This window comes from Streptomyces sp. NRRL F-6492 (genome assembly GCF_001280125.1).
In the GTDB taxonomy this organism is placed as follows: domain Bacteria; phylum Actinomycetota; class Actinomycetes; order Streptomycetales; family Streptomycetaceae; genus Streptomyces.
In genome coordinates this window covers 36,678-62,521 of sequence record NZ_LGEG01000080.1, presented here as the reverse complement: position 1 = coordinate 62,521, position 25,844 = coordinate 36,678, and the positions used below count along the sequence as shown (strand labels likewise).

The window sequence follows — 25,844 nt, the reverse complement described above, 5'->3', positions numbered from 1 at the left end:
CCCGGGACCACAGATGACTGAGCGCCAGAAGGACCGGCCGTGGCTCATGCGGACGTACGCCGGTCACTCGACCGCCGAGGCGTCCAACGAGCTGTACCGGCGCAACCTCGCCAAGGGTCAGACCGGCCTCTCGGTCGCCTTCGACCTGCCGACGCAGACGGGCTACGACCCCGACCACATCCTCGCCCGCGGCGAGGTCGGCCGGGTCGGAGTCCCCGTCTCGCACCTCGGTGACATGCGCCGGCTGTTCCAGGACATCCCCCTGGAGCAGATGAACACCTCGATGACGATCAACGCCACGGCGATGTGGCTCCTGGCGCTCTACCAGGTGGTCGCGGAGGAGCAGGGCGCGGACGTCACCAGGCTCCAGGGCACCACCCAGAACGACATCGTGAAGGAGTACCTGTCGCGCGGGACGCACGTCTTCCCGCCCGGCCCCTCCCTCCGCCTCACGACGGACATGATCACCTACACGGTGAACAGCATCCCGAAGTGGAACCCGATCAACATCTGCAGCTACCACCTGCAGGAGGCCGGGGCCACCCCGGTCCAGGAGATCTCGTACGCGATGTCCACCGCCATCGCGGTGCTCGACGCGGTCCGGGACTCCGGCCAGGTCCCGGAGGACCGCTTCGGCGAGGTGGTCGCCCGCATCTCGTTCTTCGTGAACGCGGGCGTCCGCTTCGTCGAGGAGATGTGCAAGATGCGCGCCTTCGGGCGCATCTGGGACAAGGTCACCCTGGAGCGGTACGGCATCGAGAACGCCAAGCAGCGCCGGTTCCGCTACGGCGTGCAGGTCAACTCGCTCGGCCTGACCGAGGCCCAGCCGGAGAACAACGTCCAGCGCATCGTCCTGGAGATGCTGGCCGTCACCCTCTCCAAGGACGCCCGCGCGCGGGCCGTCCAGCTCCCCGCCTGGAACGAGGCGCTGGGCCTGCCCCGGCCCTGGGACCAGCAGTGGTCGCTCCGCATCCAGCAGGTGCTCGCCCACGAGTCCGACCTGCTGGAGTACGAGGACATCTTCGCCGGCTCGCACGTCATCGAGGCCAAGGTGGGCGCCCTCGTCGAGGAGTGCCTGGCCGAGATCGACCGGATCCAGGAGATGGGCGGCGCGATGGCCGCCGTCGAGTCCGGCTACCTCAAGTCGCAGCTCGTCTCCTCGCACGCCGAGCGGCGCGCCCGGATCGAGGCCGGCGACGAGAAGATCGTCGGCGTCAACATCTTCCAGTCGACCGAGGAGAACCCCCTCACCGCCGACCTGGACACCGCGATCATGACGGTGGACCCGGCGAACGAGGCGCGGGTCGTCGCCGCCCTCCACGAGTGGCGCGACAACCGCGACGAGACCCGCGCCCAGGAGTCCCTGGCGGCGCTGAAGGCGACGGCGGCCGGCGACGGCAACCTCTTCGCCGCCACCCTGGAGTGCGCGCGTGCGGGCGTCACCACCGGGGAGTGGTCCTGGGCGCTGCGGGACGTCTTCGGCGAGTTCCGCGCCCCGACGGGCGTCTCCTCCGCCCCGGTCGCGGTGACGGCCGAGGCGGGCACGCCGCTGGCCCTCGTGCGCGAGAAGGTGACGCGGACCGCCGAGGAGCTGAACGCCGGGCGGCTGCGGCTGCTCGTCGGCAAGCCCGGTCTCGACGGGCACTCCAACGGGGCCGAGCAGATCGCCGTACGCGCGCGTGACGCCGGTTTCGAGGTGGTCTACCAGGGGATCCGGCTGACCCCCGAGCAGATCGTCAACGCGGCCCTGGCCGAGGACGTGCACTGCGTGGGCCTGTCGATCCTCTCCGGCTCGCACGCCGAGCTGGTCCCGGACGTCCTGGAGCGCCTGCGCGAGGCGGGCGCCGCCGACATCCCGGTCATCGTCGGCGGGATCATCCCGAACGCCGACGCCGCAGAACTGAAGCGCGCGGGCGTGGCCGCCGTCTTCACGCCGAAGGACTTCGGTATCACGGAGATCATCGGCCGTATCGTCGACGAGATCCGGAAAGCGAACAAGCTCGACCCCCTGGAGGTCCCCGCATGACCAGCCCCGCGTCCCCCGTGAACCGGCTGCGCCCCCGCCGTTCCTGCCTGGCGGTCCCCGGCTCCAACCCGCGCTTCCTGGAGAAGGCCCAGGGCCTCGCCGCCGACCAGGTCTTCCTCGACCTGGAGGACGCCTGCGCCCCGCTGGCCAAGCCCGAGGCCCGGCACACCATCGTGAAGTTCCTGAACGAGGGCGACTGGACCGGCAAGACGCGCGTGGTCCGCGTCAACGACTGGACGACCCACTGGACGTACCGGGACGTCGTCACGGTCGTCGAGGGCGCCGGCCAGAACCTCGACTGCATCATGCTGCCGAAGGTCCAGGACGCGCAGCAGGTCGTCGCGCTCGACCTGCTGCTCACCCAGATCGAGAAGACGATGGGCTTCGAGGTCGGCAAGATCGGCATCGAGGCGCAGATCGAGAACGCCCAGGGCCTGACCAACGTCAACGCGATCGCGCAGGCCTCCCAGCGCGTCGAGACCATCATCTTCGGCCCGGCCGACTTCATGGCCTCCATCAACATGAAGTCGCTGGTCGTGGGCGAGCAGCCGCCCGGCTACCCGGCGGACGCGTACCACCACATCCTGATGAGCATCCTGATGGCCGCCCGCGCCAACAACCTCCAGGCGATCGACGGCCCCTACCTCCAGATCCGCAACCAGGAGGGCTACAGGGCCGTGGCCCGGCGGGCCGCCGCCCTGGGCTTCGACGGCAAGTGGGTGCTGCACCCGGACCAGGTCGCCGCCGCGAACGAGATCTTCTCGCCCTCGCAGGAGGACTACGACCACGCCGAGCTGATCCTCGACGCGTACGACTACTACACGTCCGAGGCCGGCGGGAAGAAGGGCTCCGCGATGCTCGGCGACGAGATGATCGACGAGGCCTCCCGCAAGATGGCCCTGGTCATCTCCGGCAAGGGCCGCGCGGCCGGCATGCAGCGCACCAGCAAGTTCGAGATCCCGGAGGCCTGAGTCCGATGCAGTTCGGCCGCACGTACGAGGAGTTCGAGGTCGGTGCCGTCTACAAGCACTGGCCCGGGAAGACGGTCACGGAGTACGACGACCACCTCTTCTGTCTGCTCACGATGAACCACCATCCGCTGCACATGGATGTGAACTACGCCGAGAACACGACGGACTTCGGCAAGAACGTCGTCGTCGGCAACTACATCTACTCGCTGCTGCTCGGCATGTCCGTGCCGGACGTCTCCGGCAAGGCCATCGCCAACCTGGAGATCGAGTCGCTGCGGCACGTGGCGCCGACCTTCCACGGCGACACGATCTACGGCGAGACGACGGTCCTCGACAAGACCCCGTCGAAGTCGAAGAACGACCGCGGCATCGTCCACGTCGAGACCAAGGGCTACAAGCAGGACGGCACCCTGGTGTGCGTCTTCCGCCGCAAGGTGATGGTCCCCACCGAGACGTACATCAAGGAGCGCGGCGGCGAGCAGCCCGGCCGCCCCACGCTCGTCGAGCCCTCCAAGAAGACGGAGAAGTAGTCATGGCGCGACTCGCCCAGACCCACGGTCTGACCGACGTCCAGCAGGAGATCCTCGCCACCGTCCGGGACTTCGTCGACAAGGAGATCATCCCGGTCGCGACGGACCTGGAGCACCGCGACGAGTACCCCCAGCAGATCGTGGACGGGCTCAAGGAGCTCGGCGTCTTCGGCCTGATGATCCCCGAGGAGTACGGGGGCCTGGGCGAGTCGCTGCTCACCTACGCGCTGTGCGTGGAGGAGATCGCCCGCGGCTGGATGTCGGTCTCCGGCATCATCAACACCCACTTCATCGTGGCGTACATGCTCAAGCAGCACGGCACCCAGGAGCAGAAGGAGTACTTCCTTCCGCGGATGGCGGCCGGCGAGACGCGCGGCGCGTTCTCGATGTCGGAGCCGGCCCTCGGCTCGGACGTGTCGGCCATCACGTCGAAGGCGGTGAGGGACGGCGACGAGTACGTCCTGAACGGCCAGAAGATGTGGCTGACGAACGGTGGGACGTCGTCCCTGGTGGCCGTTCTGGTCCGGAGTGACGAAGGACACCCCGAGGGCACCGCGCCCCACAAGTCGATGACGACCTTCCTCGTGGAGAAGGAGCCCGGCTTCGGAGAGGTCCGTCCGGGCCTCACCATCCCCGGGAAGATCGACAAGATGGGCTACAAGGGCGTCGACACGACCGAGCTCATCATGGACGGACTACGCATTCCGGCCAATCGTGTACTCGGCGGGGAGACCGGCCGAGGGTTTTACCAAATGATGGACGGTGTCGAGGTCGGGCGCGTGAACGTGGCGGCCCGTGGTTGCGGCGTCGCTCAGCGTGCGTTCGAGCTGGGCGTCTCGTATGCCCAGCAGCGTCACACTTTCGGCAAGGCGATCGCCCAGCACCAGGCGATCCAGTTCAAGCTGGCCGAAATGGCTACCAAGGTCGAGGCCGCTCATGCGATGATGGTCAACGCAGCACGCAAAAAGGACTCCGGGGAACGAAACGACCTCGAAGCAGGGATGGCGAAGTACCTCGCCTCCGAGTACTGCAAGGAGGTCGTCGAGGACGCCTTCCGCATCCACGGTGGATACGGGTTCTCGAAGGAGTACGAGATCGAGCGCCTCTACCGCGAGGCGCCGATGCTGCTCATCGGTGAAGGTACCGCCGAGATCCAGAAAATGATCATTGGTCGTCGGCTGCTCGAGGAGTACCGATTCCAGGGATGATTGTCGCTTTTGAGCCGGTAAGGCCGCGAAGAAGATCACACCCTGTGTTCGTCTTCCGGCCTCCGACTCGGTTCCTGGCTTGCCCAGTTGCGCCCCGCAACCGATAGCATCGCCGGAAAGCCGCCGTCCCCGTTGCCTGCGCGGCATCATCCGCTACGAAGGTCATCCATGCCCCACAGCCAAACCTCTGCACACCGCGACAGCCTCAAGGGCGTACGCCTCGCGCGCGGAGCATCGCCGTGGCTCCTGCCGACCGTCGCCACCGCGGCGCTCAGCCTCGTGCGCGCCCGCACGTCGCGGCGCGCCGCGGCCATCGCCGTGCCGACCACCGCTCTCGCGGCCGGCATGCTGTGGTTCTTCCGCGACCCCGAGCGCGAGATCGCTCAGGGCCGGGTCATCTCCCCCGCCGACGGCGTGGTGCAGAGCATCATGCCGTGGAAGGACGGGCGCACCCGGGTCGCCATCTTCATGAGCCCCCTGAACGTCCACGTCAACCGCGCGCCGCTGGCCGGCACGGTGACGTCCGTGGAGCACGTCCCCGGTGGGTTCGTTCCGGCGTTCAACAAGGAGAGCGAGAACAACGAGCGCGTCGTCTGGCACTTCGACACCGAGCTCGGCGACATCGAGATGGTGCAGATCGCGGGTGCCGTCGCCCGGCGCATCGTGCCCTACGTCCCGCAGGGGACGAAGGTCGAGCAGGGTGACCGCATCGGCCTGATCCGCTTCGGTTCGCGCGTCGACATCTACCTCCCCGAGGGCGTCGAGGTCGCGGTCGAGGTCGGTCAGGTCACCACGGCGGGGGTGACTCGCATTGACCGTGATTGACCCCGACACACGGGCGGCCGACTGGGCCGCCGAGGCCGAGGCGGCCGAAGAAGCCGAGGAGATGCCGCTGTCGCTGAGGCTGTCCATAGCGGACGCCCTCACGCTCGGTAACGCCACGTGCGGCTTCATGGCGGTGTACTTCACCACCACCGGCATCCTCATCCCGCACCTGACGGGCAGCACCGAGACCGGCATGGCGCGCAACAGCGCCGCCACCGCCGTGATCCTGATGCTGTGCGCGGCGATCTTCGACCTCTTCGACGGGATCGTGGCGCGCAAGCTCCGCTCGTCCCCGATGGGCGCCGAGCTGGACAACCTGTCGGACCTGATCAGCTTCGGTCTGGCCCCGGCCTACTTCGTGCTCGTGTACGGGATGGTCGCGGACGACGCGCAGCAGAAGGTCTCGGCGGTGGCCGCGATCGTGGTGCTGCTCGCGGTGGTCCTCAGGCTCGCGAGATTCTCCTGCGTGACCATGAAGGACGGCATGTTCCAGGGCATGCCGAGCCCCTTCGGCGCGCTGACGGTGGTCTCGATCGTGCTCCTGGAGCTCCCGTTCATCCCGACGCTGCTCGCGATCATCGGGGTGGCCTGGCTGATGGTGAGCCGGGTCGAGTACCCGAAGCCGCGCGGGGTGCTGGCGGTGGCGATGCTCAGCTGGATCGTGGGCGCGATGGGCATGCTGGCGGCCTGGGCGTTCGACGCCCCGGGCGGGCAGTTCCTGCTCCAGACCGGCTGCGCGCTCCAGGTCGTGATGGGCGCGGTCATCCCGCTCTTCGCGACGGCCCGCCGGGTGAACACCTTCCGCGGCAACCGGCGCGAGAGCCGGGAGGCGCGGGCGGCGCAGCTGCCGTAGCGCGGACGACGTACGAGAAGGGCCCCGGGAGGCGTGTCGCCTCCCGGGGCCCTTTTCGCGTGCCTCAGCCGAGCCGCTTGTAGTACAGCGTGGTCGCGCGCAGGACCCCGTCCGGGTCGGCGGCGTAGTCCGGGACCGTCCCGGCGGCCGTCCAGCCCGCGCCCCGGTAGAGGCGCTCGGCCGGGCTGCCGGTCTGCGTGTCCAGGACGAGCAGGGTCAGGCCGGTGGCGGCGGCGTGCGCCTCGGCCGCGGCGAGGAGCCGCCGTCCGAGGCCCCGGCCCCGGGCGGAGCGGTGGACCAGGAGCCGGGCGACCTCTCCCCGGTGCCGGCCGTTGGCGGCGCCGGTACGGACGAGGGTGACGGCCCCGGCCGGGCGCCCCTCGCCGTCCAGGGCCGCCCACACGTCCCGGGCGCCCTCCTCGGCCTCCCGGGCGGCCCGGAGCCACCAGGAGGCCGCCTCGGCGGCGTCCAGGGGCGCGAGGAAGCCGACGGAGGCCCCGCCGTCCACGGCGTCCACGAGGAGCGCGGCGAGGCCGTCCGGGGCGTGGGCGCGGACGGCGTCGGGGGTGAGGAGCTCGATGGCGTCCGTCACGAGCGGCCTCTCCAGGCACAGGAGGCCGGGGCGGGCGTCCCAGGAGGGGACGGTCGCGAAGCCGAGGCTCCGGTAGAGGGCCAGCGGCTCCTGCCGCCAGTGCCAGACCGTGAGGCGCACGCGGGGCGCTCCGAGGGCGGCGGCCCGGCGCAGGGCCTCGGCCACGAGGGCCCTCGCGAGGCCCTTGCGGCGGGCCCCGGGCGCGACCCAGAGCCGCTTGACCTCGGGCGCGCGCCCCTCGCGGGGGGCCTTCAGGACGACGCAGCCGGCCGGTCCGTCCCCGCCGGGCGGGGTGGCGAGCAGGACCGTGTCGGCGGCGAACGCGGCGGCCGGGTCCTCGGCCTCCCCGCGGTAGGCGGCCGGAAGCCCGGCGACCGTCGCCACGGGCGTCCCCTTCTCGGCCTGGTTGGCCAGGTGGTAGGCGGCCAGCAGGTCGGCGAGGCGGGGGTGGGAGCGGTTCTCCTCGATGAACGGGTGCATGCGCCCGAGCTTCACACCCGCGTGTTTCCGGGAGGTGACGGTCTTCCCGGAGGCTTCTGGGGCGGCGCCCCTGCGTGTACTGGTCGCGGGCGCCGCGGGTCGCCAGCTCGTGCCGCGCCTGGAGGCGGCGGGCCACGAGGTCGTGGTCCTGCGGTACGGGATCCTCTACGGGCCCGGCACCCGGTACGCGCCGGGCGGCGCCGTCGTCGCCGCGCTCGCCGGGGACCCGGGGGCGCGGTTCCCGGGGAGCACGGCGGCCGACGACTCGGTCGGCTCCTTCGTGCACGTCGGGGACGCCGCCGAGGCGGCCGTACGGGCCCTGGCGTGGCCCCCGGGCGCGTACGACGCGGTGGACGACGAGCCCGCCCCCGCTCACGTCTGGCTGCCGGTCCTGGCGGAGGCCCTGGGCGTCCCGGCCCCCGGGCGGACGGCGGGCCGGGCGCCGTGGGCCCGGGGCGCGGTGAACGTCCGGGCCCGGGCGCTCGGCCGGGCCCCGGCCCGCCCGTCCTGGCGGACGGGCTTCGCGGACCGGGGCTGACGTCCGCTACGGCGTGTAGGTCTTCGCCGTGTCCGAGACGAAGGGCTGCCGGACCGTGCGCATGCCGCCGGGGACGGACTTGTCCGGCTGGATGATGACGGACTCGCGGGACGAGGGCGCCTTCGGGTCGCCGAGGTCATGGGTCATGCCGAAGCCGGCGTCGTGGGCGGTCAGGGTGAGCAGCGCCCTGCCGACGCCCTCGCGGGTGAGGTCCTTGCCGGCGCAGGCCTTCTTCAGGGTCTCGCCGAAGACGCTCGCGGCGGTCCAGCCGGCGACGACGCCGTTGTCGAGGGCCTCCCCCGGATAGGCGGCCCGGTAGTCCGCCACCAGCTTCTTCGCGACCGGGGTGTCCGCGCCGACGGGGAGGCTCGGGGAGGCGAACCAGTACATCTTCTCCAGGGCGGGCCCGGCCTGGGTGCCGAGGAGTTGCGGGGCGAAGGCCGAGTTGTTGCCGACGACCGGGACCTTCAGGCCGGTGGCGGCGGCCACGCCGACGAGGGAGGCGGCCTGGCGGGGGCCGGCGCTGATGACGACGGCCTTGACCCCGGCCTGCTTGAGCGCCGCGACCTGGGCGGACATGTCGTTGTCGGTGGGCTTGATCTTCTGCTCGACGACCGTCAGGCCGGCCTTGCCGGCCGCGTACTTCGAGCCCTTGAGGGCGTTCTCCCCGTAGTCGCCCTCGAAGTAGACGTGGCCGAGCTTGTCGCCCGCCTTGAGGCCCTTCTCGGTGAGGAGGAAGTCGACGGCGTTGATCGTCTCGACGTCGTACGTGGCGCCCAGGACGCGGATGTACGGCGAGCCGAGCAGCGAGGCCGACCAGGCCTGCGGGAGGACGAGGCCCTTGTCCTGGCCGTCGACGCGCTGCTTGACGGCGGCGACGAACGGGGAGCCGATGAACTGGGCGTAGCCGACGACCTTGGGCTCCAGCTCGGTGTAGGCGGCGAGCGCCTTCTGCGGGTCGTAGCCGTGGTCGCGGACCGTGAGCTCCAGCTGCCGGCCGCAGATCCCGCCGGCGGCGTTGACCTGCTTCACGTACAGCTGCTGGGCCTGGGTGACGCTCTTGCCGAGGGTGGCGTACACGCCGGTCATGTCGGTGAGCGCGCCGATCGCGATCGTCTTGTCGGTGACGCCCGCGCCGGTCTTCACCCCGCCCGCACCGGTCTGCTCGCCGTCTCCGGTCTTCGCCTTGGAGCTGCATCCGGCGGCGGTGAGGGCGACCAGTGCGGCGAGTGCGGCGGCCAGGCCCCGCACGGCCTGTCGTCTGTGGTTCATCGTGTCTCCCCTGAGGGTTCGGTGGACGTGGGGGTCTGGGGTGTCCGGGGCGTCCGGGCGGCCAGGCGGGCCAGGCCGCCGGGCAGGAACAGCACCACCGCGACGACGGCGGCGCCGTACAGGTAGCGGGCGGCCTCCCCCGGTGCGATCCCGCCCGTCCCGGGGGCGGAGACCAGGGGCAGGGCGTCGCTGTAGCGGGTGAGGAGCTGGGGCAGGAGGGAGACGAAGACGCCTCCGGCGACCGCCCCGGCGACCGAGCCGAGGCCGCCGATGACGATCATGGCCAGGTACTCCAGGGAGAGCGCCATGCCGAAGTACTCCGGGACGGTGCGCTGGAAGACCAGGGCGAGCAGGACGCCGGCCAGGCCCGCGTACATGGAGGACAGGACGAAGACGGCGGCGCGGTGGCGGGCCACCGGGATGCCCATGACGCCGGCGGCGATCCGGTGGTCCCGGATGGCGTTCATGGCGCGCCCGGGGCGGCCCCGGAGGACCCCCCTGGCGAAGAGCACTCCGCCCAGGAGCAGCGCGAGGCCGAGGTACCAGAGCTTCTCGACGGCGCCGAAGGGGACCTGGGCGACGAGCAGTTCGCTGTCGTCGAAGGTGAGGCCGAAGAGGGAGAGCGGCGGGACGGCGCGGCCGTTGTAGCCGCCGGTGAGGTCGTGGGCGTTGAAGAGGACGTGCTGGCCGATGAAGATCAGCGCGAGGGTGGCGATGCCGAGGTACGCGCCGTGCAGCCGTCCCGCGATGGGGCTGAACACCCCGCCGGCCAGGCCCGCGAGGGCGACCGCGAGGACGGCGGCGAGCCAGCCGGGCAGGCCGAGTCCGGCGAGGCCGTCGGTGCCGTCCCCGGCGAAGGCGCAGTAGCCGTAGGCGCCGACGGCGAGGAAGAAGGCGTGCCCCATGGAGAGCTGGCCGGTGGCGCCGGTCAGCAGGTTGATCCCGATGGCGCCGAGGGCGGCGGCCATGGCGAACAGGCCGGCCTGGAGCCAGAAGCGGTCCAGGTAGAAGGGCAGGGCGAGCAGGAGGAGGCCGGCGGCGGCCCCCGCGTACGCCGCGGGGCGGACCCGGAGGCCGGGGCGGGCGAGGGTCTCAGACACGGGCGGGCTCCTTCGGGCCACCGGGGCGGGCGGGGGCCGTGGACGCGGACCGGCTGCCCCGGACCGCCGCAGGGGCGGCGGCGTGCGGAGGGGCCGCCGGGCGGGCAGGGGCGTGCGGAGGGGCCGCCGGGCGGGCAGGGGGCTCAGACACGGGCGAGTTCCTTCGTGCCGAAGAGGCCGGCCGGGCGGATCAGGAGCACCGCGACCATGACGAGGTACGGGGCGAGGTCGCCGATCCCCCGGCCGAGGAACGCCAGGTCGCCCTGGTAGCCGGTGGCGAGGGACTCGGTGACGCCGACGAGGAGGCCGCCGACGAGCGCGCCCGTGGTGGAGTCGAGGCCGCCGAGGATCGCGGCCGGGAAGGCCTTGAGGGCGGCGAGCGAGGTGGCCCGCTCCAGGCCGGGGGTCGGGAAGACGGTGAGGAAGAGCGCGGCGACGGCGGCGAGGCCGCCGGCGACCGCCCAGGCGCCGAGCGAGACCCGGCCGAGCCGGATGCCCATGAGGGCGGCGGTCTCCTGGTTCTCGGCGGCGGCCCGCATGGCGACGCCCCAGGAGGTGTACCGGAAGGCGAGCAGGAAGGCGGTGATGAGGAGGGCCGCCGCGAGGAGGGCGGCGATCCGGGTCTGGGCGATCGTGACCGGCCCGAGCGTGACGACGGCGTCGCCCCAGGGGTCGCCGAGGGCGAGGATGTCGGTGCCGATCCGGCGGGTCAGCTCGGTGGCGAGCAGGATGTCGACGCCGATGGTGACGATGGCGAGGACGCTGTGGTCGGCGCCCCGGTGGCGGCGCATGACGAGGAACTCGACGGCCGCGCCGACCACCGCCGCGCCCGCGACGCCGGCGAGCAGGGCGGGCCAGAAGCCGATGTCGTCGTGGAGGACGGCGGTGACGTAGCCGCCGGCCAGGAGGAGGGAGGCGTGGGCGAAGTTGACGACCTCCGTGGCGCGGAAGATGACGACGAAGCCGAGGGCGATGAGGGCGTAGATCGAGCCCAGGGAGACGCCGTTGATCAGGAACTCCGCGAAGGTGCTCACGCGGCGGACTCCTCTCCGAGGTAGGCGCGGACGACCGCCGGGTCGTTCTGCACGTCGGCGGGTGCCCCGTCGGCGATCCGGCGGCCGAAGTCGAGGACGGTGACGGAGTCGGCGAGCCGCATGACCAGGCCCATGTCGTGCTCGACGAGGAGGACCGAGATGCCGAGGCCGTCGCGGACCCCGGCGATGACGGAGGCGGTGCGGCGCCGTTCGTCGGCGGTCATGCCGGCGACGGGCTCGTCGAGGAGCAGGAGCCGGGGCTCCGTGCAGAGGGCGCGGGCGAGTTCGGCGAGCTTCTGCTGTCCGTACGGGAGGGAGCCCGCGGGCCTGGAGAGCTGCCCCTCCAGGCCGACGAAGGCGGCGATCTCCCGGACCCTGGCCCGGTGCCGGGCCTCCTCGCGGGCGGCGGAGGGCAGCCGGAGCCCGGCGGCGAGGAAGCCGGTGCGGGTGAGGCGGTGGCGGTGGCGGCCGAGCATCAGGCTGTCCTCGACGGTGGCGCGGGGCGGCAGGGCCAGGTTCTGGAAGATCCGGCCGACGCCGAGGTCCGCGATCCGGTGCGGGGGCAGGCCGGTCAGTTCGCGCTCCCCGAGGCGGACGGAGCCGGAGGTGGCCCGGTAGACGCCGGAGAGCACGTTGAAGCAGGTGGACTTGCCGGCGCCGTTGGGGCCGATGAGGGCGTGGACGGTGCCGGGCCGGACGGTGAAGCCGACGGCGTCGAGGGCGGTGAGCCCGGCGAAGCGGACGGTCAGGTCGCGGACGTGGAGGGCGGGGACGTCGGAAGCGCCGGGGATCGGTGCGGATTCCGGACCGGGTCCGGCCGGTGGGGGCTGCCGTCGCTGCGGTCTCATCGGGTCTCCTCCCAGCGGGTCAGGACCGGGTGCGCGGTGGCGGCGCGGGCCGCGTCGGCGGCGGCGTCCTCGTCGACCACGCCCAGATAGCGGCGGCGCACCTCGTCGGAGGCGGCGAGTTCGGCGGCGGGTCCCGAGAGGCTGACCTCGCCGACCTCCAGGACGTACGCGAGGGAGGCGAGCCGCAGCGCGAGCGCCGCGTTCTGCTCGACGAGGAGCACCGCCGTGCCCTGGGCGTTGATCTCGCGGACGGCGTCCGCGATCCGGGCCGCCATCAGCGGGGCGAGGCCGAGGGAGGGTTCGTCCAGGAGCAGCAGGCCCGGCGCGGCCATCAGGGCGCGGCCGACGGCGAGCATCTGCTGTTCGCCGCCGGAGAGCAGCCCGGCCGGCTGGCGGGCGCGCTCGGCGAGGACCGGGAAGAGCTCGTGGACCCGGCGGAGGGCGGCGGCCTTGGAGGCCCGGCCGCCGCGCCGGCCGAGCGCGCCGGCCCGCAGGTTGTCCTCGACCGTCATCCGGGCGAAGACCTGGCGGCCCTCGGGCACCTGGGAGACGCCGGCGGCGACGACCCGGTCGGGCGGCAGTCCGTCGAGCGGCCGGCCGTCGCGGCTCACCGTGCCGGAGACCACGGCGCCGCCGTGGAACCGCAGGGTGCGCGAGACCGCCCGCAGCAGGGTGGACTTGCCGGCTCCGTTGCCGCCCAGGACGGTGACGACGGCGCCCGCGGGCACGGTCAGCGACACCCGTCGCAGCGCGCGCACCGGTCCGTATCCCGCCGTCAGGTCCGTGACCTCCAGGGCGGGTGCGGTACCTCCCATGGCTCCCCCTTCCCGGGCCGCCCACGTCGGTCCGGCCGTTCGGTGGCGCTCACCCCAGCACCGCACCGGACCGCGCGTCCACGCCCGGCGGCCGAATCGCTGCCGGTGACCAGCGGGCGCGGCGGCGGGCTGTGCACGCGCACAACAGTGCGTGTCAGGGGGTGTGCGAAGGGGGCCGGGAGGGGGGATCCTCCCGGCATGGGACGGCGCAGAAGGCGGACCGGTGACGACTGGAAGGTGCTCGCACGGGCGTGCGCGGAACTTCTGGAGCGGGTGCCGGAGCTGGTGGACGAGCACCTGAGGGAGCTCCACGCGTACGAGCCCGCCTACGGGCGGATCCTGCCGTACGACCAGCACTGGCAGGAGGCCCACGAGGCGATGCGGATCGGGATCGAGATGATCTCGGCGCCCCGCAACTCGCCCCGGCGGGACCTGGAGCACGCCGACGGGATGGGCCGGCGGCGGGCCGCGCAGGGCATGCCGCTCGAACTGGTCGTGCACGCCTACCGGCACGCCGGGCACCTGGTGTGGGACGCGCTGATCGAGGGCGCGGGGTCGGACGCGGCGCACCTCGCGGCCCTGATGCAGTCGGCGACGACGGTGTGGTCGGCGGTGGACGCGCAGGCGGACACGGCGTCGGAGGCGTACCGGGAGACGGAGCTGGAGCTGCGCAGCCGTACGGACGAGCAGTTGCAGGCGCTCCTGGACGCGCTGCTCCAGGGGCAGCGCTCGCCCGAGCTGGTGGCGCGGGCGGCGGCGGGCCTGGACCTGCCGGAGCAGGGGCGGTACGCGGTGGTGGTGCTGCGCTACGACCGGCGGGAGGAGCGGGAGCCGTTCCACCGGCAGGTGCAGGGCGAGGGGGTGCGGTTCCTGTGGCGGATGGGCGCGGACTGCGAGCTGGGGGTGGTGGCGCTCGCCGGCGACACCGGTCTGGACGCCCTGTCGGAGCTGCTCGACGGGCGGTGTCCGGGGCCGGGCGGGATCAGTCCGGTGGTGGTGGGCCTGACCGAGCTGGGCCGGGCGCGGCGCCTCGCGGAGCTGGCGCTGCGCACGTGTCCGCCGGGCAGCCGGCGGATCGTGCGGCTCGACCGGCGGATGACGGGGGCGCTGGTGGTGGGCCAGCCGGAGATGGCGGACCTGCTGGTGTCGGACGTCCTGGGCGGTCTCCTGGAGCTGGATCCGGCGGACCGGGCGGTGCTCCTGGAGACGCTGGACGCGTGGCTGGAGTGCGAGGGGTCGGCGGGGCGGGCGGCCGGGCGGCTGTACTGCCACCGCAACACGGTCTTCAACCGGCTGCGGCGGCTCGAACAGCTGACGTCGCGGTCGCTCTCCCGGCCGCGGGACCTCACGGAGATGACGCTGGCGCTCGACGCGTTCCGGCTGACGGGGCCGGGGTGACCGGGCCCCGCCCCCGTACCCCTTGCGCGCCCCGTCCCCGTACCCCTTACGTCAGGAAGTCGCGGGCGATGTCCGCCGCCGCGTCCTCCAGGAGGGGGCCCGCGTTCGCCATGGACTTCGCGGGGTCCGGCTCCAGGGCCGCGAGGGGGTAGGCGCGGCGGATGCCGGCCCTGCCGAGGGCTTCGGCGGGGAGGGCGAGGCGGCCGCAGACCGCGACGACCTCCTTGCCGGCCGCGCGGGCCGCGGCGGCGACGCCCGCCGGGGCCTTGCCGTGGAGGGTCTGCTCGTCGAGGGAGCCCTCGCCGGTGACGACGAGGGTGGCGCGCTCCAGGGCGGGGGCGAAGCCGAGGACCTCCAGCATCAGCTCGATGCCGGGGCGGAAGCTCGCGCCCAGGACGAGGGCGCCGTAGCCGATGCCGCCGGCGCCGCCCGCGCCGGGCGCGAGGGCGGCCTCGGCCGCCTTGGGGCCGATCGCCTTCTCCAGGACGGTGGCGAAGTGGGCGAGGGCCGCGTCGAGGGTCCGGACGTCGTCGGGGGTGGCGCCCTTCTGCGGGCCGTAGACGGCGGGGGCGCCCTTGGGGCCGGTGAGCGGGTTGTCGACGTCGCTCGCGAGGATCAGGTCGATCTCGGCGAAGCGGGGGTCGAGGCCGGTGAGGTCGGCCGTGGCCAGGTCGGCGAGGGGCGCTCCGCCGGGGCCGACGGGCTCGCCGGTCGCGTCGAGGAAGCGGGCGCCGAGGGCGGCGAGCATGCCGGCGCCGCCGTCGGTGGTGGCGCTGCCGCCGACGCCGAAGACGACGGTGGTCGCACCGGCGTCCAGGGCCGCGCGGAGCAGTTCGCCGGAGCCGTACGTGGTCGCGGTCAGCGGGGCGAACTCGCCGGCCGGGAGGAGCTGGAGGCCGGAGGCCTCCGCCATCTCGACGACCGCGGTGGTGCCGCGCAGCGCGAACGCGGCGGTGACCGGCTCGCCGAGCGGCCCCGTCACCGTCACCTCGTGGCGCTCGAAACCGGCCGCGACGGCCGCCGCGACGGTGCCGTCGCCGCCGTCCGCGACGGGCAGCGTCTCCACTTCGAGGTCCGGGACGACCCGTCGCAGTCCTGCCGTGACCCGCTCGGCGACCTCCACGGCCGTGAGCGAACCCTTGAACTTGTCGGCCGCCACGAGCACGCGAGCGACCGTTGCTGCTCCGTCCGTCACCTTGCATCCCTTGCTTTCGAACGTGCAGTCGCGCCGCCGCCGACCCTATCCGGAGCTCCGGACGGCGTGCCACCCCCTGATGTGGGGATATTCCGCACGATAGCGGGGTCGCATGAGCACGGAACCGAGCGAGCACGCCCCGGCGGCTCCGGACGGGCGGTACGCGCCCGACGGCAAGGTCGTCGGGATCGGGGGCGCGGCCGTCGTCGCGGCGGACGTCTTCCCGGTGCTGTGCGCGGTGCTCGCGCCGAGCCGGTTCGGCCGGAGGCCCGGCAGCACGCCCCGCACGGGCTGCGGGACGCGGTGCGGTCCATGGTCGGCGAGGCGATGACCGGGCGGGGCGGCGACCGGCACCCCCGGCTGCGGCGTGCGGCGCGGGCCCGCAGCGACGCGGAGCCCCCGGGGCGGGAGGGCTGAGGTCTCCTGCGGGGCAGGTGGTCTCAGCCCTGCTGCGGTTCCGGCGGGACGATCTCCCCGGTGCGGACCGGTTCGTCGCGGCCGGCGACCCGGGCCTCGGTGCGGTGGCCGCGGGCGATGTAGTCGCGGACGACCGCCTCGACGGCGTCCCGCGGGTCGTTGACGCCCGCCAGGACCATGACTTCCACGACGAGTTCGGCGTCGAGCGCGATGTTCACCTTGGCCATGCCGGGAACCTAACAGCCCGGCGGGGCGAGGGTGTCGGGTTCGGACGGGAAAGGGCTCCGGGTTCAGAAGAGGGCGTCGGGTTCCCCCGCGCCCGACTCCAGGGCCAGCAGCCGCTGCTTGCGGTCGAGGCCGCCGCCGTAGCCGGTGAGGCCGCCGCCCGCGCCGACCACCCGGTGGCAGGGGACGATGATGCCGACGGGGTTCTTGCCGTTGGCGAGGCCGACCGCGCGGGAGGCCCCGGGGTTCCCCAGCTCCTCGGCGAGTTCGCCGTACGTCCGGGTCTCCCCGTACGGGATGAGGCTCAGCCGCTCCCAGACGCGGAGCTGGAACGGGGTGCCGACCAGGTGCAGCGGCAGGTCGAACGCGGTGAGCTCGCCGGCGAAGTAGGCGTCGAGCTGGCGGACCGCCTCGCCGAAGGGGCGCGGGTCGGGGTCGCCGAAGGTCTCCTCGGACGGGCGGTGGCGCTGGCCGGTCATGTGGAGGCGGCTGAGGACGCCGTCGACGGCGACGAGGGTCAGCGGCTCGTACGGGCTGTCGACGACGGTGTGCTGGACGGTGGGCACGGGGCGGCCTCCTCAGGAGGGCAGGTGGTTGATCGGGTGGGAGTCGGTCGCCCAGAGGTACTGGACGGCGTAGGCGCGCCACGGGCGCCAGTGGGCGGCGCGGGCGGTCAGCGCGGCCGGGGTGGCGGGCAGGCCGAGGCCTTCGGCGGCGCGGCGGATCCCGAGGTCGCCGGGGAGGAAGGCGTCGGGGTCGCCGAGGGCCCGCATGGCGATGATCTCGGTGGTCCAGGGGCCGAAGCCGGGCAGGGCGAGCAGCCGGGCGCGGGCCTCCTCGCGGTCGTCCGCCGGGCCGAGGGGCAGCGTGCCGTCGGCGAGGGCCCGGACCAGGGTGAGCAGGGTGGTGCGGCGGCTGCGGGGCAGCGCCAGCGAGTCGGGGTCGAGGGCGGCGAGCGCCGCGGGCTCCGGGAAGAGGTGGGTGAGGCCGCCCTCGGGGTCGTCGACCGGGGTGCCGTGGGCGGTGACGAGCCGGGCGGCATGGGTGCGGGCGGCGGCGGTGGAGACCTGCTGGCCGAGGACGGCCCGTACGGCGAACTCGGCGGGGTCGACGGTGCCGGGCACCCGGCGGCCGGGGGCGGCGTCGACGAGCGGGGCGAGCAGCGGGTCGGCGCGGAGCCGCTCGTCGACGGCGACGGGGTCGGCGTCGAGGTCGAGGAGGCGGCGGCAGCGGCTGATGGCGTGGGTGAGGTCGCGCGGGTCGGTGAGGGAGAGCCGGCAGGCGATGTGGTCGGCGCGGGGCGCGAGGGCGACGACGCCGTGCCCGTACGGGAGGTTCAGGGTGCGGCGGTAGGCGCCGTCCCGCCACTCCTCGACGCCGGGGACGGCGGTGGCGGCGAGGTGGCCGAAGAGGTTGGAGGGTTCGAGGGGGGTGCGGAACGGCAGCCGGAGGGTGATCGCGCCGGGGGCGGGGGCCCGGTGGCCGGCCGGGCGGGCGGCGCGGGCGCGCAGTGCGCCGGGGGTGAGGGCGAAGACCTCGCGGACGGTGTCGTTGAAGGTGCGGATGGAGGAGAACCCGGCGGCGAAGGCGATCTCGCCCAGGGGCATGGGGGTCGTCTCGATGAGGACCCGGGCGGTCTGGGCGCGCTGGGCGCGGGCCAGGGCGAGCGGTCCCGCGCCGAGTTCGGCGAGGAGCTGGCGCTCGATCTGGCGGGTGGACCAGCCGAGCCGCCGGGCGAGCCCGGGGACGCCCTCCCGGTCGACGACGCCGTCCTGGATGAGCCGCATCGCGCGGGCGACGGCGTCGGCCCGGACGTTCCACTGGGGCGAGCCGGGGCTGGTGTCGGGCCGGCACCGCTTGCAGGCCCGGAAGCCGGCGCGCTGGCAGGAGGCGGCGCTGGGGTGGAACTCCATGTTCTCGGGCTTGGGCGGGACGACCGGGCAGCTCGGTCGGCAGTAGATCCGGGTGGTGCGGACGGCGGTGAAGAACACGCCGTCGAAGCGGGCGTCCTTCGACCGGACGGCCCGCACGCAGCGCTCGGTGTCGGTGTGCATGCCTCCATGATCGGGGGCGGGCGGCGCCGGGGCTGGCGGAAAAACGACATGGCCGTCCGGCCCGGGGCCCCGGGGCCCCGGGGGACCTCTACTCGAAGCGGGTGGTGTCGCCCGCTCCCCGGCGGACGATCTCGGGCTCGCCGCCGGAGAAGTCGACGACGGTGGTGGGCTCGGTGCCGCAGTCGCCGGAGTCGAGCACGGCGTCGACCTGGTGGTCGAGGCGCTCCTTGATCTCCCAGCCCTGGGTCAGCGGCTCGTCCTCGTCGGGCAGGAGCAGGGTGCTGGAGAGCAGCGGCTCGCCGAGTTCGGCGAGGAGGGCCTGGGTGGCGACGTGGTCGGGGATGCGGACGCCGACCGTCTTCTTCTTGGGGTGGAGGAGCTGGCGCGGCACCTCCTTGGTGGCGGGCAGGATGAAGGTGTACGGGCCGGGGGTGGCCGCCTTGACGGCGCGGAACACGTCGTTGTCGATGTGCACGAGCTGCCCGAGCTGGGCGAAGTCCCGGCACATGAGGGTGAAGTGGTGCCGGTCGTCGAGGTCGCGGATCGCCCGGATGCGGCTGATGCCGTCGCGGCTGCCCATGCGGGTGCCGAGCGCGTAGCAGGAGTCGGTCGGGTACGCGACGAGCGCCCCGTTCCGGATGCTGTCGGCCACCGCGGAGATGGTGCGCGGCTGCGGGTTGTCGGGGTGCACGTCGAAGTACTTGGCCATGGGGGTCAGTCTAATTTTCGCGGGCGGAGGCGCGCAGCCGCCGCCAGACCGCCTTCGCCGCGTTGTGGCCGGACATGCCGTGCACGCCGGGGCCGGGCGGGGTGGCGGAGGAGCAGAGGAAGACGGCGGGGTGCGGTGTGTCGTAGGGGCGCGGAGACAGGGTGGGGCGCAGCAGGAGCTGGAGGCCGCGGGCGGCGCCGCAGGCGATGTCGCCGCCGACGTAGTTGGCGTTGTGCGCGGCGAGTTCGGGCGGTCCGGCGGTGGCGCGGGCCAGGACGCGGTCGCGGAAGCCGGGCGCGAAGCGCTCGATCTGGCGCTCGATCGCCCCGGTGAGGTCGCCGCGCCAGCCGTTGGGCACGTGGCCGTACGCCCAGAAGACGTGCTTGCCCTCCGGGGCGCGGGAGGGGTCGACGAGGCTGGGCTGGGCGGTGATGAGGAAGGGGGCGTCGGGGGCGGTGCCGGAGGAGGCCCGGTTCAGGGCGGTGCCGATCTCCCCGGCGGTGGGGCCGATCTGGACGGTGCCGGCGCGCCGGGCCTCCTCGGCGGTCCACGGCACGGGTCCGTCGAGCGCGTAGTCGATCTTGAAGGCGGCGGCGCCGTACCGGTAGTGGTCGTAGTGGCCGCCGAAGCCCGCGATCCGGGCGAGGGCGGTGGGCGAGGTGTCGAAGACGTAGGCGCGGGCCGGCGGCAGGTCGTCGAGGCGCTTGACCTCGAAGTCGGTGTGGACGGCGCCGCCGAGGTCCTTCAGGTACGCGGTGAGGGCGTCGGAGATGGACTGCGAGCCGCCCCGGGGCAGCGGCCAGCCGCCGGCGTGGGCGGCGAGCGCGAAGACGAGGCCGACGGCGCCGGTGGCGAAGCCGCCGAGCGGGGCCATGACGTGACCGACGAGCCCGGCGAAGAGCCCGCGGGCCTTCTCGTCCCGGAAGCGGCGCATCAGCCAGGTGGAGGGGGGCAGTCCGGCGAGGCCGAAGCGGGCGAGGGTGACCGGGTCGCGGGGCAGCGCGGTGAGCGGCAGCTGCATGAAGTCCGCCGCCAGGGTGTCCCACTTGCCGAGAAAGGGGGCGACGAGCCTGCGGTAGGCCCCGGCGTCGCGCGGCCCGAAGGAGGCGGCGGTCTCGGCGACGGAGCGGGCGAGGACGGCGGCGGTGCCGTCGTCCCAGGGGTGGGCCATGGGCAGTTCGGGATGGAGCCACTCCAGGCCGTACCGGTCGAGGGGCATGGTCCTGAAGACGGGCGAGCCGGCGCCCAGCGGGTGCACGGCGGAGCAGGGGTCGTGCCGGAAGCCGGGGAGGGTGAGCTCCTCGGTCCTGGCGCCGCCGCCGACGGTGGGCCTGGCCTCGAAGACGGCCACGGAGAGGCCGCGGCGGGCCAGTTCGACGGCGGCGGTCAGTCCGTTGGGCCCCGCCCCCACGACGACGGCGTCGAGCATCGGCGTCCTGTGCGTCACCTGCGGGCTCCTTCGTCAGCCGGTGGCCGGGTTCTCAGGATAGGCGGAGGGGTGCGGCGGTCTCACCGCCCCCCGAGGAGGGTCCGTATCCGCTCGGCGGTCGCCGCGTCCCGGGCCGCGGTGAACGGCAGCGCGTTGCCGCCGGTGACGCGGAACGGCTCCCCGGCGACCGTGGTGTCCGTGCCGCCCGCCTCGGCGACCAGGAGGAGCCCGGCCGCGTGGTCCCACGCGTACTCCCAGGAGAAGGCGGTCCCGGAGAGCGCCCCGCGCGCCACGGCGAGGTATTCGAGTCCGGCGGAGCCGCAGGGGCGGGGGCGGACGCCCTCGGTGTCCAGGCCGAGCAGGGCGCGCTTCTGCTCCGGGGTGGTGTAGTCGGGGTGCGAGGAGGCGATCTCCAGGACCTCGCCGGGCGCGGGCGAGCCGGAGCGCAGCGGCTCCCCGTTGAGCGTGGCGCCGCGGCCGCGCACCGCGACGGCCATCTGCTCCAGGGCGGGGGCGTAGGTCCAGGAGGCGAGGACCTCGCCGTGCCGGGCGAGGGCGACGAGGGTGCAGAAGGCGGGGTCGCCGTGGACGAACTGGCGGGTGCCGTCGACGGGGTCGACGATCCACACGGGCGCGTCGCCGCGCAGCGCGTCGTAGACCGCCGGGTCGGCGTGGACGGCCTCCTCGCCGACGACGACGGAGCCGGGGAGCAGCGCCGTCAGGGAGGCGGTGAGGTGTGCCTCGGCGGACCGGTCGGCGACGGTGACCAGGTCGTGTGGGCCGTTCTTCTCGATGATCTCGTGCGAGGCGAGCTGCCGGAAGCGGGGCATGATCTCGGCGGCGGCGGCCTTGCGGACCGCCTCCTCCACCTCGGTCGTACCGCCGGCGAGGACGTGCTCAAGGAAGTCTTCGATCATGCGTCCAGCCAATCACGGCGCTCTGACAACCGGTACGGCGCACCCGTCATCCGCCGTTTCCCCGGGGAGCACGGGACTCACGGGCCAGGCGCGCGGGCCTGGGTTCGCCCACCGGTTTCTCCGGGGCCAGGTGCAGGTTCCGCTCCTCCGCCTCCTTCCGCTCCTTCTGGACCTGCTCCGTCAGGTGGGCGCGCACCCGGTCCGCGACACCGGGGGATTTCTCCGGCACCGGCACCGGCTCGGGCACCGGCGCGGGCTCGGGCACCGGCGCCCCCCAGACTGATGGGGTCGAGCCGGTCCCCCATCGTGCCCGGCACCGGCTCCGACTCCAGCGTCACCGTGGAGTTCGCGGTGACGCGCGGGCTCTGCCGCAACCACTCGTACAGCGAAGCCAGTCGCTGCTCGTCCCCGTCCGTGACGGTGACGGTGACCTTGTCTCCCCTGGTCGTTTCCTCCCCCTTCGTCGACAACGACTCCGCCCCACCGGGTTGGCCCCGAATCCCAAGATCCGCACGCGCTGCCGCCCGCCTCCTCGCCCTCGCCCTCGCCCTCGCCGGGTGGGGCACGACCCCGCCGTTCGACCGGCGTGCCGTGGATCATTCACGGGACACCCCCTAGAGTGCGATGCGCGGTATGCGTGGATCTGCCCCGACCCCAGGGCCTGCGGGCCCGGGACCCCGCCCCACACCGGAAGGGAACGAAGCGGTGCACGGTGAGTACAAGGCGCCCGGCGGCAAGCTCGTCGTCGTCGATCTGGACGTCGAGGACGACGTGCTCCGCGACGTGCGGGTCTCGGGGGACTTCTTCCTGGAGCCCGACGAGGCGATCCTCGCGATCAACGGCGCCCTGGAGGGCGCCCCTGCCGCGACGGACGCCACGGGCCTGGCGGCCCGGATCACGGCGGCCCTGCCCGCGTCGACCGTGCTGTTCGGACTGACCGCGGAAGGGGTCGGCACCGCCGTCCGGCGGGCCCTGGCCCACGCGACCGAGTGGAGCGACTACGACTGGCAGCTGGTGCACGCGGGGCCCCAGGCCCCGGCTCTGCACATGGCGCTGGACGAGGTGCTCACCGCCGAGGTGGCCGCCGGGCGGCGGGCCCCCACCCTGCGGGTCTGGGAGTGGGCCTCGCCCGCCGTGGTCATCGGCAGCTTCCAGTCGCTGCGGAACGAGGTCGACCCCGAAGGGGCGGCGAGACACGGCATGACCGTGGTGCGCCGCGTCTCCGGTGGCGGGGCCATGTTCGTGGAACCCCCGAGCACGATCACCTACTCCCTGTCCGTGCCGGAGTCCCTGGTCTCGGGGCTCTCCTTCGCCGACAGTTACGCCTACCTCGACGACTGGGTCCTGGGCGCGCTCGGCGACATGGGGATCAAGGCGTGGTACCAGCCGCTCAACGACATCGCCACCGAGGCCGGGAAGATCGCGGGCGCCGCCCAGAAGCGGGTGGTCGGCCCGGACGGCGGGCCCGGGGCCGTCCTGCACCACGTGACCATGTCGTACGACATCGACGCCGCCAAGATGCTGGAGGTCCTGCGCATCGGCCGGGAGAAGATGTCCGACAAGGGCACGAAGAGCGCCGGGAAGCGCGTGGACCCCCTGCGCCGGCAGACCGGCCTCGCCCGGGAGCAGGTGATCGAGAACATGATCGCCTCCTTCCGCGACCGCCACGGACTGACCACGGGTGAGGTCACGGCGGAGGAAATGCTCCGGGCGGAGGAACTGGCGCGGACGAAGTTCGCCACCGAGGAGTGGACCGCGCGGGTGCCGTAGCCCGTTTCCCCGCGGGCGCTGCGGCCCGTTTCCGAGCGGGTGCCGTAACCCGTTCCCGCGCGGGCGCCCCCGGATCCCCTCGCACGTCAGTCCGCTCCCCGTGCCCGGGTGACCGGATCCCGTCCGGTTCGTTGATGCCGACGCGGGCCGGTGGGCGTGCGGAAGGCGGCCGGAGGAAACGTCTTTGCACACCGGCGGCCCCGGAGAAGACGGTGTCGACGGTTCGGAGTTCTCCATGGGACGGGCGCGGGAATGGACGCGGAGGCTCGTGGCCGCGGTCGCGGGCGCGGTGATGGGGGCGAGCCCGCTCGGGACCCCGCCGGCGTACGCGGTCGTCGGCGGTCAGGAGGCCCGGCCGCACCAGTACCCCTTCATGGCGGGGCTCGTGGACCTGAGGGAGCGCCGGGTGATGTGCGGCGGGGCGCTGATCGACGACCGGTACGTGCTGACCGCCGCGCACTGCCTGACCGGCTCGTACGGCAGCACGGCGCGGGTGGGCGTGCTGCTCGGCGACCACGACCTGACGGCCGGGGACGACAGCCCGAACGCGCTCCTCGCCTCCGCCGCCCGGTTCCTGACGCACCCGGAGTACGACCCGGAGACCCAGCGGAACGACATCGCGCTCGTCCGGCTGGCCGAGCCGGTCGCGTTCGGCCGGGACGTGCGCCCGGTCGCCCTCCCCACCGCGTACGCGCACGGCGCCTTCGACCACACGCAGGTCGAGGCCCCCGGCTGGGGCGCCACCTCCTTCGGCGGTCGCGCCTCCGACGTCCTGCGGACGGTGACCCTCGGCACCATGAGCAACCGGACGTGCGTCTCCCGGGGCATGTCCCGGGTGACGCCCGCCCAGCTCTGCACGTACGCCCCCGGCCGGGACACCTGCCTGTACGACTCCGGCGGCCCCCTCGTCCACACGGCGGCCCGGAAGCCGTGCCTGGTCGGCCTGGTCTCCTACGGGCGGGGGTGCGCCACCGACACCCCCGCCGTGAACACCCGCGTCTGGTCGCACCTCACCTGGATCGGGCGGGTGACCGGGCTGCCGTCCCGCGCCTCATGAGGGCGGTGTACAGGAGCAGCGAGGCGGCGAGGCCCACCGCCCAGCCGTAGTCGGCGAGCGGCTCGAGGAAGGGGATCAGGCCGTCCTCGGGGAAGGGGCCCGTGCCCGGGGCCGAGTGGGAGCCGCCGACGGCGAGGATCCCGCCGACCGCGAAGGCGAGGACGGCGACCGGGTTCCAGCCGCCCCGGTACCAGTAGGGGCCGTCGGCCCGGTAGAGCCCTTCGAGGTCGAGGACGGTGCGGCGGACCAGCCAGTAGTCGGCGATGAGGATCCCGGCGACCGTGCCGAGGAGCCCGCCGACCAGCCCGAGCCAGGTGAAGATGTAGAGCTCGGGGGTGGCGGTGAGCTTCCACGGCATGATGACCACGCCGACGACCCCGGTGATCAGCGCGCCCGTACGGAAGCCGATCAGCTTCGGGGCGAGGTTGGCCAGGTCGTACGCCGGGGAGACGACGTTCGCCGCGATGTTCACCGACAGGGTCGCGACCAGGACCGTCACCAGGGCGAAGAGCAGCCCGAAGACGTTGTCGGCCTTGGCCGCGAGCGCCACCGGGTCCCAGACGGGCGCCCCGTACACGGCCTGCGAGCCGGAGGTGACCAGGACGGACAGCAGCGCGAAGAGCGTCATGGTGGTGGGCAGGCCGAGGGTCTGGCCCCACACCTGGGCGCGCTGGCCGGCGCCGAAGCGGGTGAAGTCGGGGATGTTGAGGCTGAGGGTGGCCCAGAAGGCGATCATGCCCATCAGGGCCGGGAAGAAGACGGGCCAGAAGTCGGCGCCCCAGCCGAGCTTCGAGGGCTGGTCGAGGAGCGGGCCGAGGCCGCCGGCCTTGGCGGAGACCCAGACGAGGAGGACGAGCGCGCCGACGATGACGAAGGGCGCGGCCCAGTTCTCGAAGCGGCGCAGGGTCTCCATGCCCCGGTGGATGACGGCGAGTTCGAGGGCCCAGAAGAGGACGAAGCAGAGCCACAGGGTCCAGGGCTGGCCGCCGACGCGCGACGCCTCCGCCCAGCCGCCGAAGACCTTGTCGAGCAGGATGAAGACGCCCTGGCCGCCGATCCAGGTCTGGATGCCGAACCAGGCGCAGGCGACCCCGGCGCGGATCAGCGCGGGCAGGTTGGCGCCGCGCAGCCCGAAGGAGGCGCGGGCCAGGACGGGGAAGGGGATGCCGTACTTGGGTCCGGCGTGTCCGGTGAGCAGCATCGGGAGGAGGACGATCACGTTGGCCAGGGCGATCGTCAGGACCGCCTGTTTCCAGTCCATGCCGAGGGCGACGAGACCGGAGGCCAGCATCCAGGAGGGGATGTTGTGGGCCATGCCGACCCAGAGGGCGGTGAAGTTGTACGTGGTCCAGCGGCGCCGTTCGACGGGGACGGGGAGCAGGTCGTCGTTGACGAAGCGGGGGTCGGCCGGGACCGTGCCGGGCGCGAGCTCGACGCGGTCGTCGGCTATGGCGGGTCTTCCCGCGGGGGTGGTGGCGGTCATGGCGGCGGAACCCTTCGTTCGTTCGGCGGGGAGGACGGAACGAGCCGTGCGGGGCGTGGGGGGTCCGGGAGGGGCGCGTTACGGGATGGGCGCCGGGA

At 73.5% G+C, this 25,844-nt stretch carries 26 protein-coding genes and 2 pseudogenes; 11 read left to right on the top strand and 17 right to left on the bottom strand.

Annotation, left to right across the window (positions count from 1 at the left end; all coding sequences use genetic code 11):
* Positions 1-13 precede the first annotated feature (13 nt).
* The 6 genes from ADL08_RS09130 to pssA all read left to right on the top strand — a co-directional run bounded on the left by ADL08_RS09130 (position 14) and on the right by pssA (position 6,413).
* Positions 14-2,026 (top strand): protein meaA, encoded by a 2,013-nt coding sequence (locus tag ADL08_RS09130; protein ID WP_078968254.1) that lies wholly within the window; start codon positions 14-16, stop codon positions 2,024-2,026.
* Positions 2,023-2,997: an HpcH/HpaI aldolase/citrate lyase family protein gene (locus ADL08_RS09125; protein ID WP_053641565.1), complete on the top strand. Its 975-nt coding sequence runs from the start codon at positions 2,023-2,025 to the stop codon at positions 2,995-2,997. Before ADL08_RS09130 ends, ADL08_RS09125 begins: the two co-directional genes overlap by 4 nt.
* Before the next feature lie 5 nt (positions 2,998-3,002).
* Positions 3,003-3,527: a MaoC family dehydratase gene (locus ADL08_RS09120; protein WP_053641564.1), complete on the top strand. Its 525-nt coding sequence runs from the start codon at positions 3,003-3,005 to the stop codon at positions 3,525-3,527.
* Positions 3,528-3,529: 2 nt separating this feature from the next.
* The gene (locus ADL08_RS09115) at positions 3,530-4,735 is read left to right on the top strand and encodes an acyl-CoA dehydrogenase family protein (RefSeq protein ID WP_053641563.1); all 1,206 of its coding nucleotides are present in this window, start codon (positions 3,530-3,532) and stop codon (positions 4,733-4,735) included.
* Positions 4,736-4,903: 168 nt separating this feature from the next.
* The gene (locus ADL08_RS09110) at positions 4,904-5,560 is read left to right on the top strand and encodes a phosphatidylserine decarboxylase (RefSeq protein ID WP_053641562.1); all 657 of its coding nucleotides are present in this window, start codon (positions 4,904-4,906) and stop codon (positions 5,558-5,560) included.
* A complete protein-coding gene (gene pssA / locus ADL08_RS09105; RefSeq protein ID WP_053641561.1) occupies positions 5,553-6,413 on the top strand; it encodes a CDP-diacylglycerol--serine O-phosphatidyltransferase in 861 nt (286 codons plus the stop codon). Before ADL08_RS09110 ends, pssA begins: the two co-directional genes overlap by 8 nt.
* Before the next feature lie 64 nt (positions 6,414-6,477).
* On the opposite strand, the gene ADL08_RS38015 is transcribed toward pssA, so the two are convergent.
* Together ADL08_RS38015 and ADL08_RS38010 are read right to left on the bottom strand one after the other, a co-directional pair.
* Positions 6,478-6,993 (bottom strand): GNAT family N-acetyltransferase, encoded by a 516-nt coding sequence (locus ADL08_RS38015; RefSeq protein ID WP_234352068.1) that lies wholly within the window; start codon positions 6,991-6,993, stop codon positions 6,478-6,480.
* A 78-nt stretch (positions 6,994-7,071) separates the two neighbouring features.
* Positions 7,072-7,485, bottom strand: a pseudogene (locus ADL08_RS38010) (GNAT family N-acetyltransferase); the annotation flags it as partial.
* Here ADL08_RS38010 and ADL08_RS38005 point away from each other — a divergent pair.
* Entirely contained in the window at positions 7,484-8,023 is a 540-nt protein-coding gene (locus tag ADL08_RS38005; protein ID WP_053641560.1) for a hypothetical protein, read from the top strand. The pseudogene ADL08_RS38010 and the gene ADL08_RS38005 overlap by 2 nt on opposite strands.
* A 6-nt stretch (positions 8,024-8,029) precedes the next feature.
* Here ADL08_RS38005 and ADL08_RS09090 read toward each other — a convergent pair whose 3' ends face one another.
* The 5 genes from ADL08_RS09090 to ADL08_RS09070 form a co-directional block, all read right to left on the bottom strand.
* The gene (locus ADL08_RS09090) at positions 8,030-9,295 is read right to left on the bottom strand and encodes an ABC transporter substrate-binding protein (RefSeq protein WP_053641559.1); all 1,266 of its coding nucleotides are present in this window, start codon (positions 9,293-9,295) and stop codon (positions 8,030-8,032) included.
* Complete coding sequence (locus tag ADL08_RS09085; RefSeq protein ID WP_053641558.1) at positions 9,292-10,395, bottom strand: branched-chain amino acid ABC transporter permease; 1,104 nt, start codon at positions 10,393-10,395, stop codon at positions 9,292-9,294. Before ADL08_RS09085 ends, ADL08_RS09090 begins: the two co-directional genes overlap by 4 nt.
* 143 nt (positions 10,396-10,538) lie before the next feature.
* On the bottom strand, positions 10,539-11,429 hold the full coding sequence (locus tag ADL08_RS09080; protein WP_053641557.1) for a branched-chain amino acid ABC transporter permease: 891 nt from the start codon (positions 11,427-11,429) through the stop codon (positions 10,539-10,541).
* On the bottom strand, positions 11,426-12,277 hold the full coding sequence (locus tag ADL08_RS09075; RefSeq protein WP_078968253.1) for an ABC transporter ATP-binding protein: 852 nt from the start codon (positions 12,275-12,277) through the stop codon (positions 11,426-11,428). Before ADL08_RS09075 ends, ADL08_RS09080 begins: the two co-directional genes overlap by 4 nt.
* Positions 12,274-13,092, bottom strand: a complete 819-nt coding sequence (locus ADL08_RS09070) for an ABC transporter ATP-binding protein (RefSeq protein ID WP_053641556.1) — start codon at positions 13,090-13,092, stop codon at positions 12,274-12,276. Before ADL08_RS09070 ends, ADL08_RS09075 begins: the two co-directional genes overlap by 4 nt.
* A gap of 198 nt (positions 13,093-13,290) precedes the next feature.
* Here ADL08_RS09070 and ADL08_RS09065 point away from each other — a divergent pair, with 198 nt between their 5' ends.
* Positions 13,291-14,490, top strand: a complete 1,200-nt coding sequence (locus ADL08_RS09065; RefSeq protein WP_053641555.1) for a PucR family transcriptional regulator — start codon at positions 13,291-13,293, stop codon at positions 14,488-14,490.
* A gap of 46 nt (positions 14,491-14,536) precedes the next feature.
* Here the strand turns inward: ADL08_RS09065 and ADL08_RS09060 are convergent, their stop codons facing one another.
* Positions 14,537-15,685, bottom strand: a complete 1,149-nt coding sequence (locus ADL08_RS09060; protein ID WP_078968252.1) for a glycerate kinase — start codon at positions 15,683-15,685, stop codon at positions 14,537-14,539.
* A 112-nt stretch (positions 15,686-15,797) separates the two neighbouring features.
* On the opposite strand from ADL08_RS09060, the gene ADL08_RS09055 reads away from it, so the two are divergent.
* Positions 15,798-16,016, top strand: a complete 219-nt coding sequence (locus tag ADL08_RS09055; RefSeq protein ID WP_053641553.1) for a hypothetical protein — start codon at positions 15,798-15,800, stop codon at positions 16,014-16,016.
* A gap of 109 nt (positions 16,017-16,125) precedes the next feature.
* Here the strand turns inward: ADL08_RS09055 and ADL08_RS09050 are convergent, their stop codons facing one another.
* The 8 genes and pseudogenes from ADL08_RS09050 to ADL08_RS39165 all read right to left on the bottom strand — a co-directional run.
* A complete protein-coding gene (locus ADL08_RS09050; protein WP_053641552.1) occupies positions 16,126-16,329 on the bottom strand; it encodes a type II toxin-antitoxin system VapB family antitoxin in 204 nt (67 codons plus the stop codon).
* Between the two features lie 63 nt (positions 16,330-16,392).
* Positions 16,393-16,893: a methylated-DNA--[protein]-cysteine S-methyltransferase gene (locus tag ADL08_RS09045; protein WP_053641551.1), complete on the bottom strand. Its 501-nt coding sequence runs from the start codon at positions 16,891-16,893 to the stop codon at positions 16,393-16,395.
* Positions 16,894-16,905: 12 nt separating this feature from the next.
* Positions 16,906-18,381: an AlkA N-terminal domain-containing protein gene (locus tag ADL08_RS09040; RefSeq protein WP_053641550.1), complete on the bottom strand. Its 1,476-nt coding sequence runs from the start codon at positions 18,379-18,381 to the stop codon at positions 16,906-16,908.
* Between the two features lie 88 nt (positions 18,382-18,469).
* Positions 18,470-19,090: an L-threonylcarbamoyladenylate synthase gene (locus ADL08_RS09035; protein WP_053641549.1), complete on the bottom strand. Its 621-nt coding sequence runs from the start codon at positions 19,088-19,090 to the stop codon at positions 18,470-18,472.
* Positions 19,091-19,100: 10 nt separating this feature from the next.
* Complete coding sequence (locus ADL08_RS09030; RefSeq protein WP_053641548.1) at positions 19,101-20,519, bottom strand: phytoene desaturase family protein; 1,419 nt, start codon at positions 20,517-20,519, stop codon at positions 19,101-19,103.
* Between the two features lie 80 nt (positions 20,520-20,599).
* Complete coding sequence (locus ADL08_RS09025) at positions 20,600-21,436, bottom strand: inositol monophosphatase family protein (RefSeq protein WP_053641547.1); 837 nt, start codon at positions 21,434-21,436, stop codon at positions 20,600-20,602.
* Between the two features lie 46 nt (positions 21,437-21,482).
* On the bottom strand, positions 21,483-21,701 hold the full coding sequence (locus tag ADL08_RS09020) for a hypothetical protein (protein ID WP_053641546.1): 219 nt from the start codon (positions 21,699-21,701) through the stop codon (positions 21,483-21,485).
* A gap of 22 nt (positions 21,702-21,723) precedes the next feature.
* Positions 21,724-22,002, bottom strand: a pseudogene (locus tag ADL08_RS39165) (effector-associated constant component EACC1); the annotation flags it as partial.
* Between the two features lie 139 nt (positions 22,003-22,141).
* Between ADL08_RS39165 and ADL08_RS09015 the strand changes: the two are divergent.
* Together ADL08_RS09015 and ADL08_RS09010 are read left to right on the top strand one after the other, a co-directional pair.
* Positions 22,142-23,206, top strand: a complete 1,065-nt coding sequence (locus ADL08_RS09015; RefSeq protein WP_053641545.1) for a lipoate--protein ligase family protein — start codon at positions 22,142-22,144, stop codon at positions 23,204-23,206.
* A gap of 235 nt (positions 23,207-23,441) precedes the next feature.
* Positions 23,442-24,263 (top strand): serine protease, encoded by an 822-nt coding sequence (locus tag ADL08_RS09010; RefSeq protein ID WP_078968262.1) that lies wholly within the window; start codon positions 23,442-23,444, stop codon positions 24,261-24,263.
* On the opposite strand, the gene ADL08_RS09005 is transcribed toward ADL08_RS09010, so the two are convergent.
* Positions 24,217-25,746: an NCS1 family nucleobase:cation symporter-1 gene (locus tag ADL08_RS09005; RefSeq protein WP_053641544.1), complete on the bottom strand. Its 1,530-nt coding sequence runs from the start codon at positions 25,744-25,746 to the stop codon at positions 24,217-24,219. The two genes, ADL08_RS09010 and ADL08_RS09005, sit on opposite strands and share 47 nt — an antisense overlap.
* Positions 25,747-25,844 lie beyond the last annotated feature (98 nt).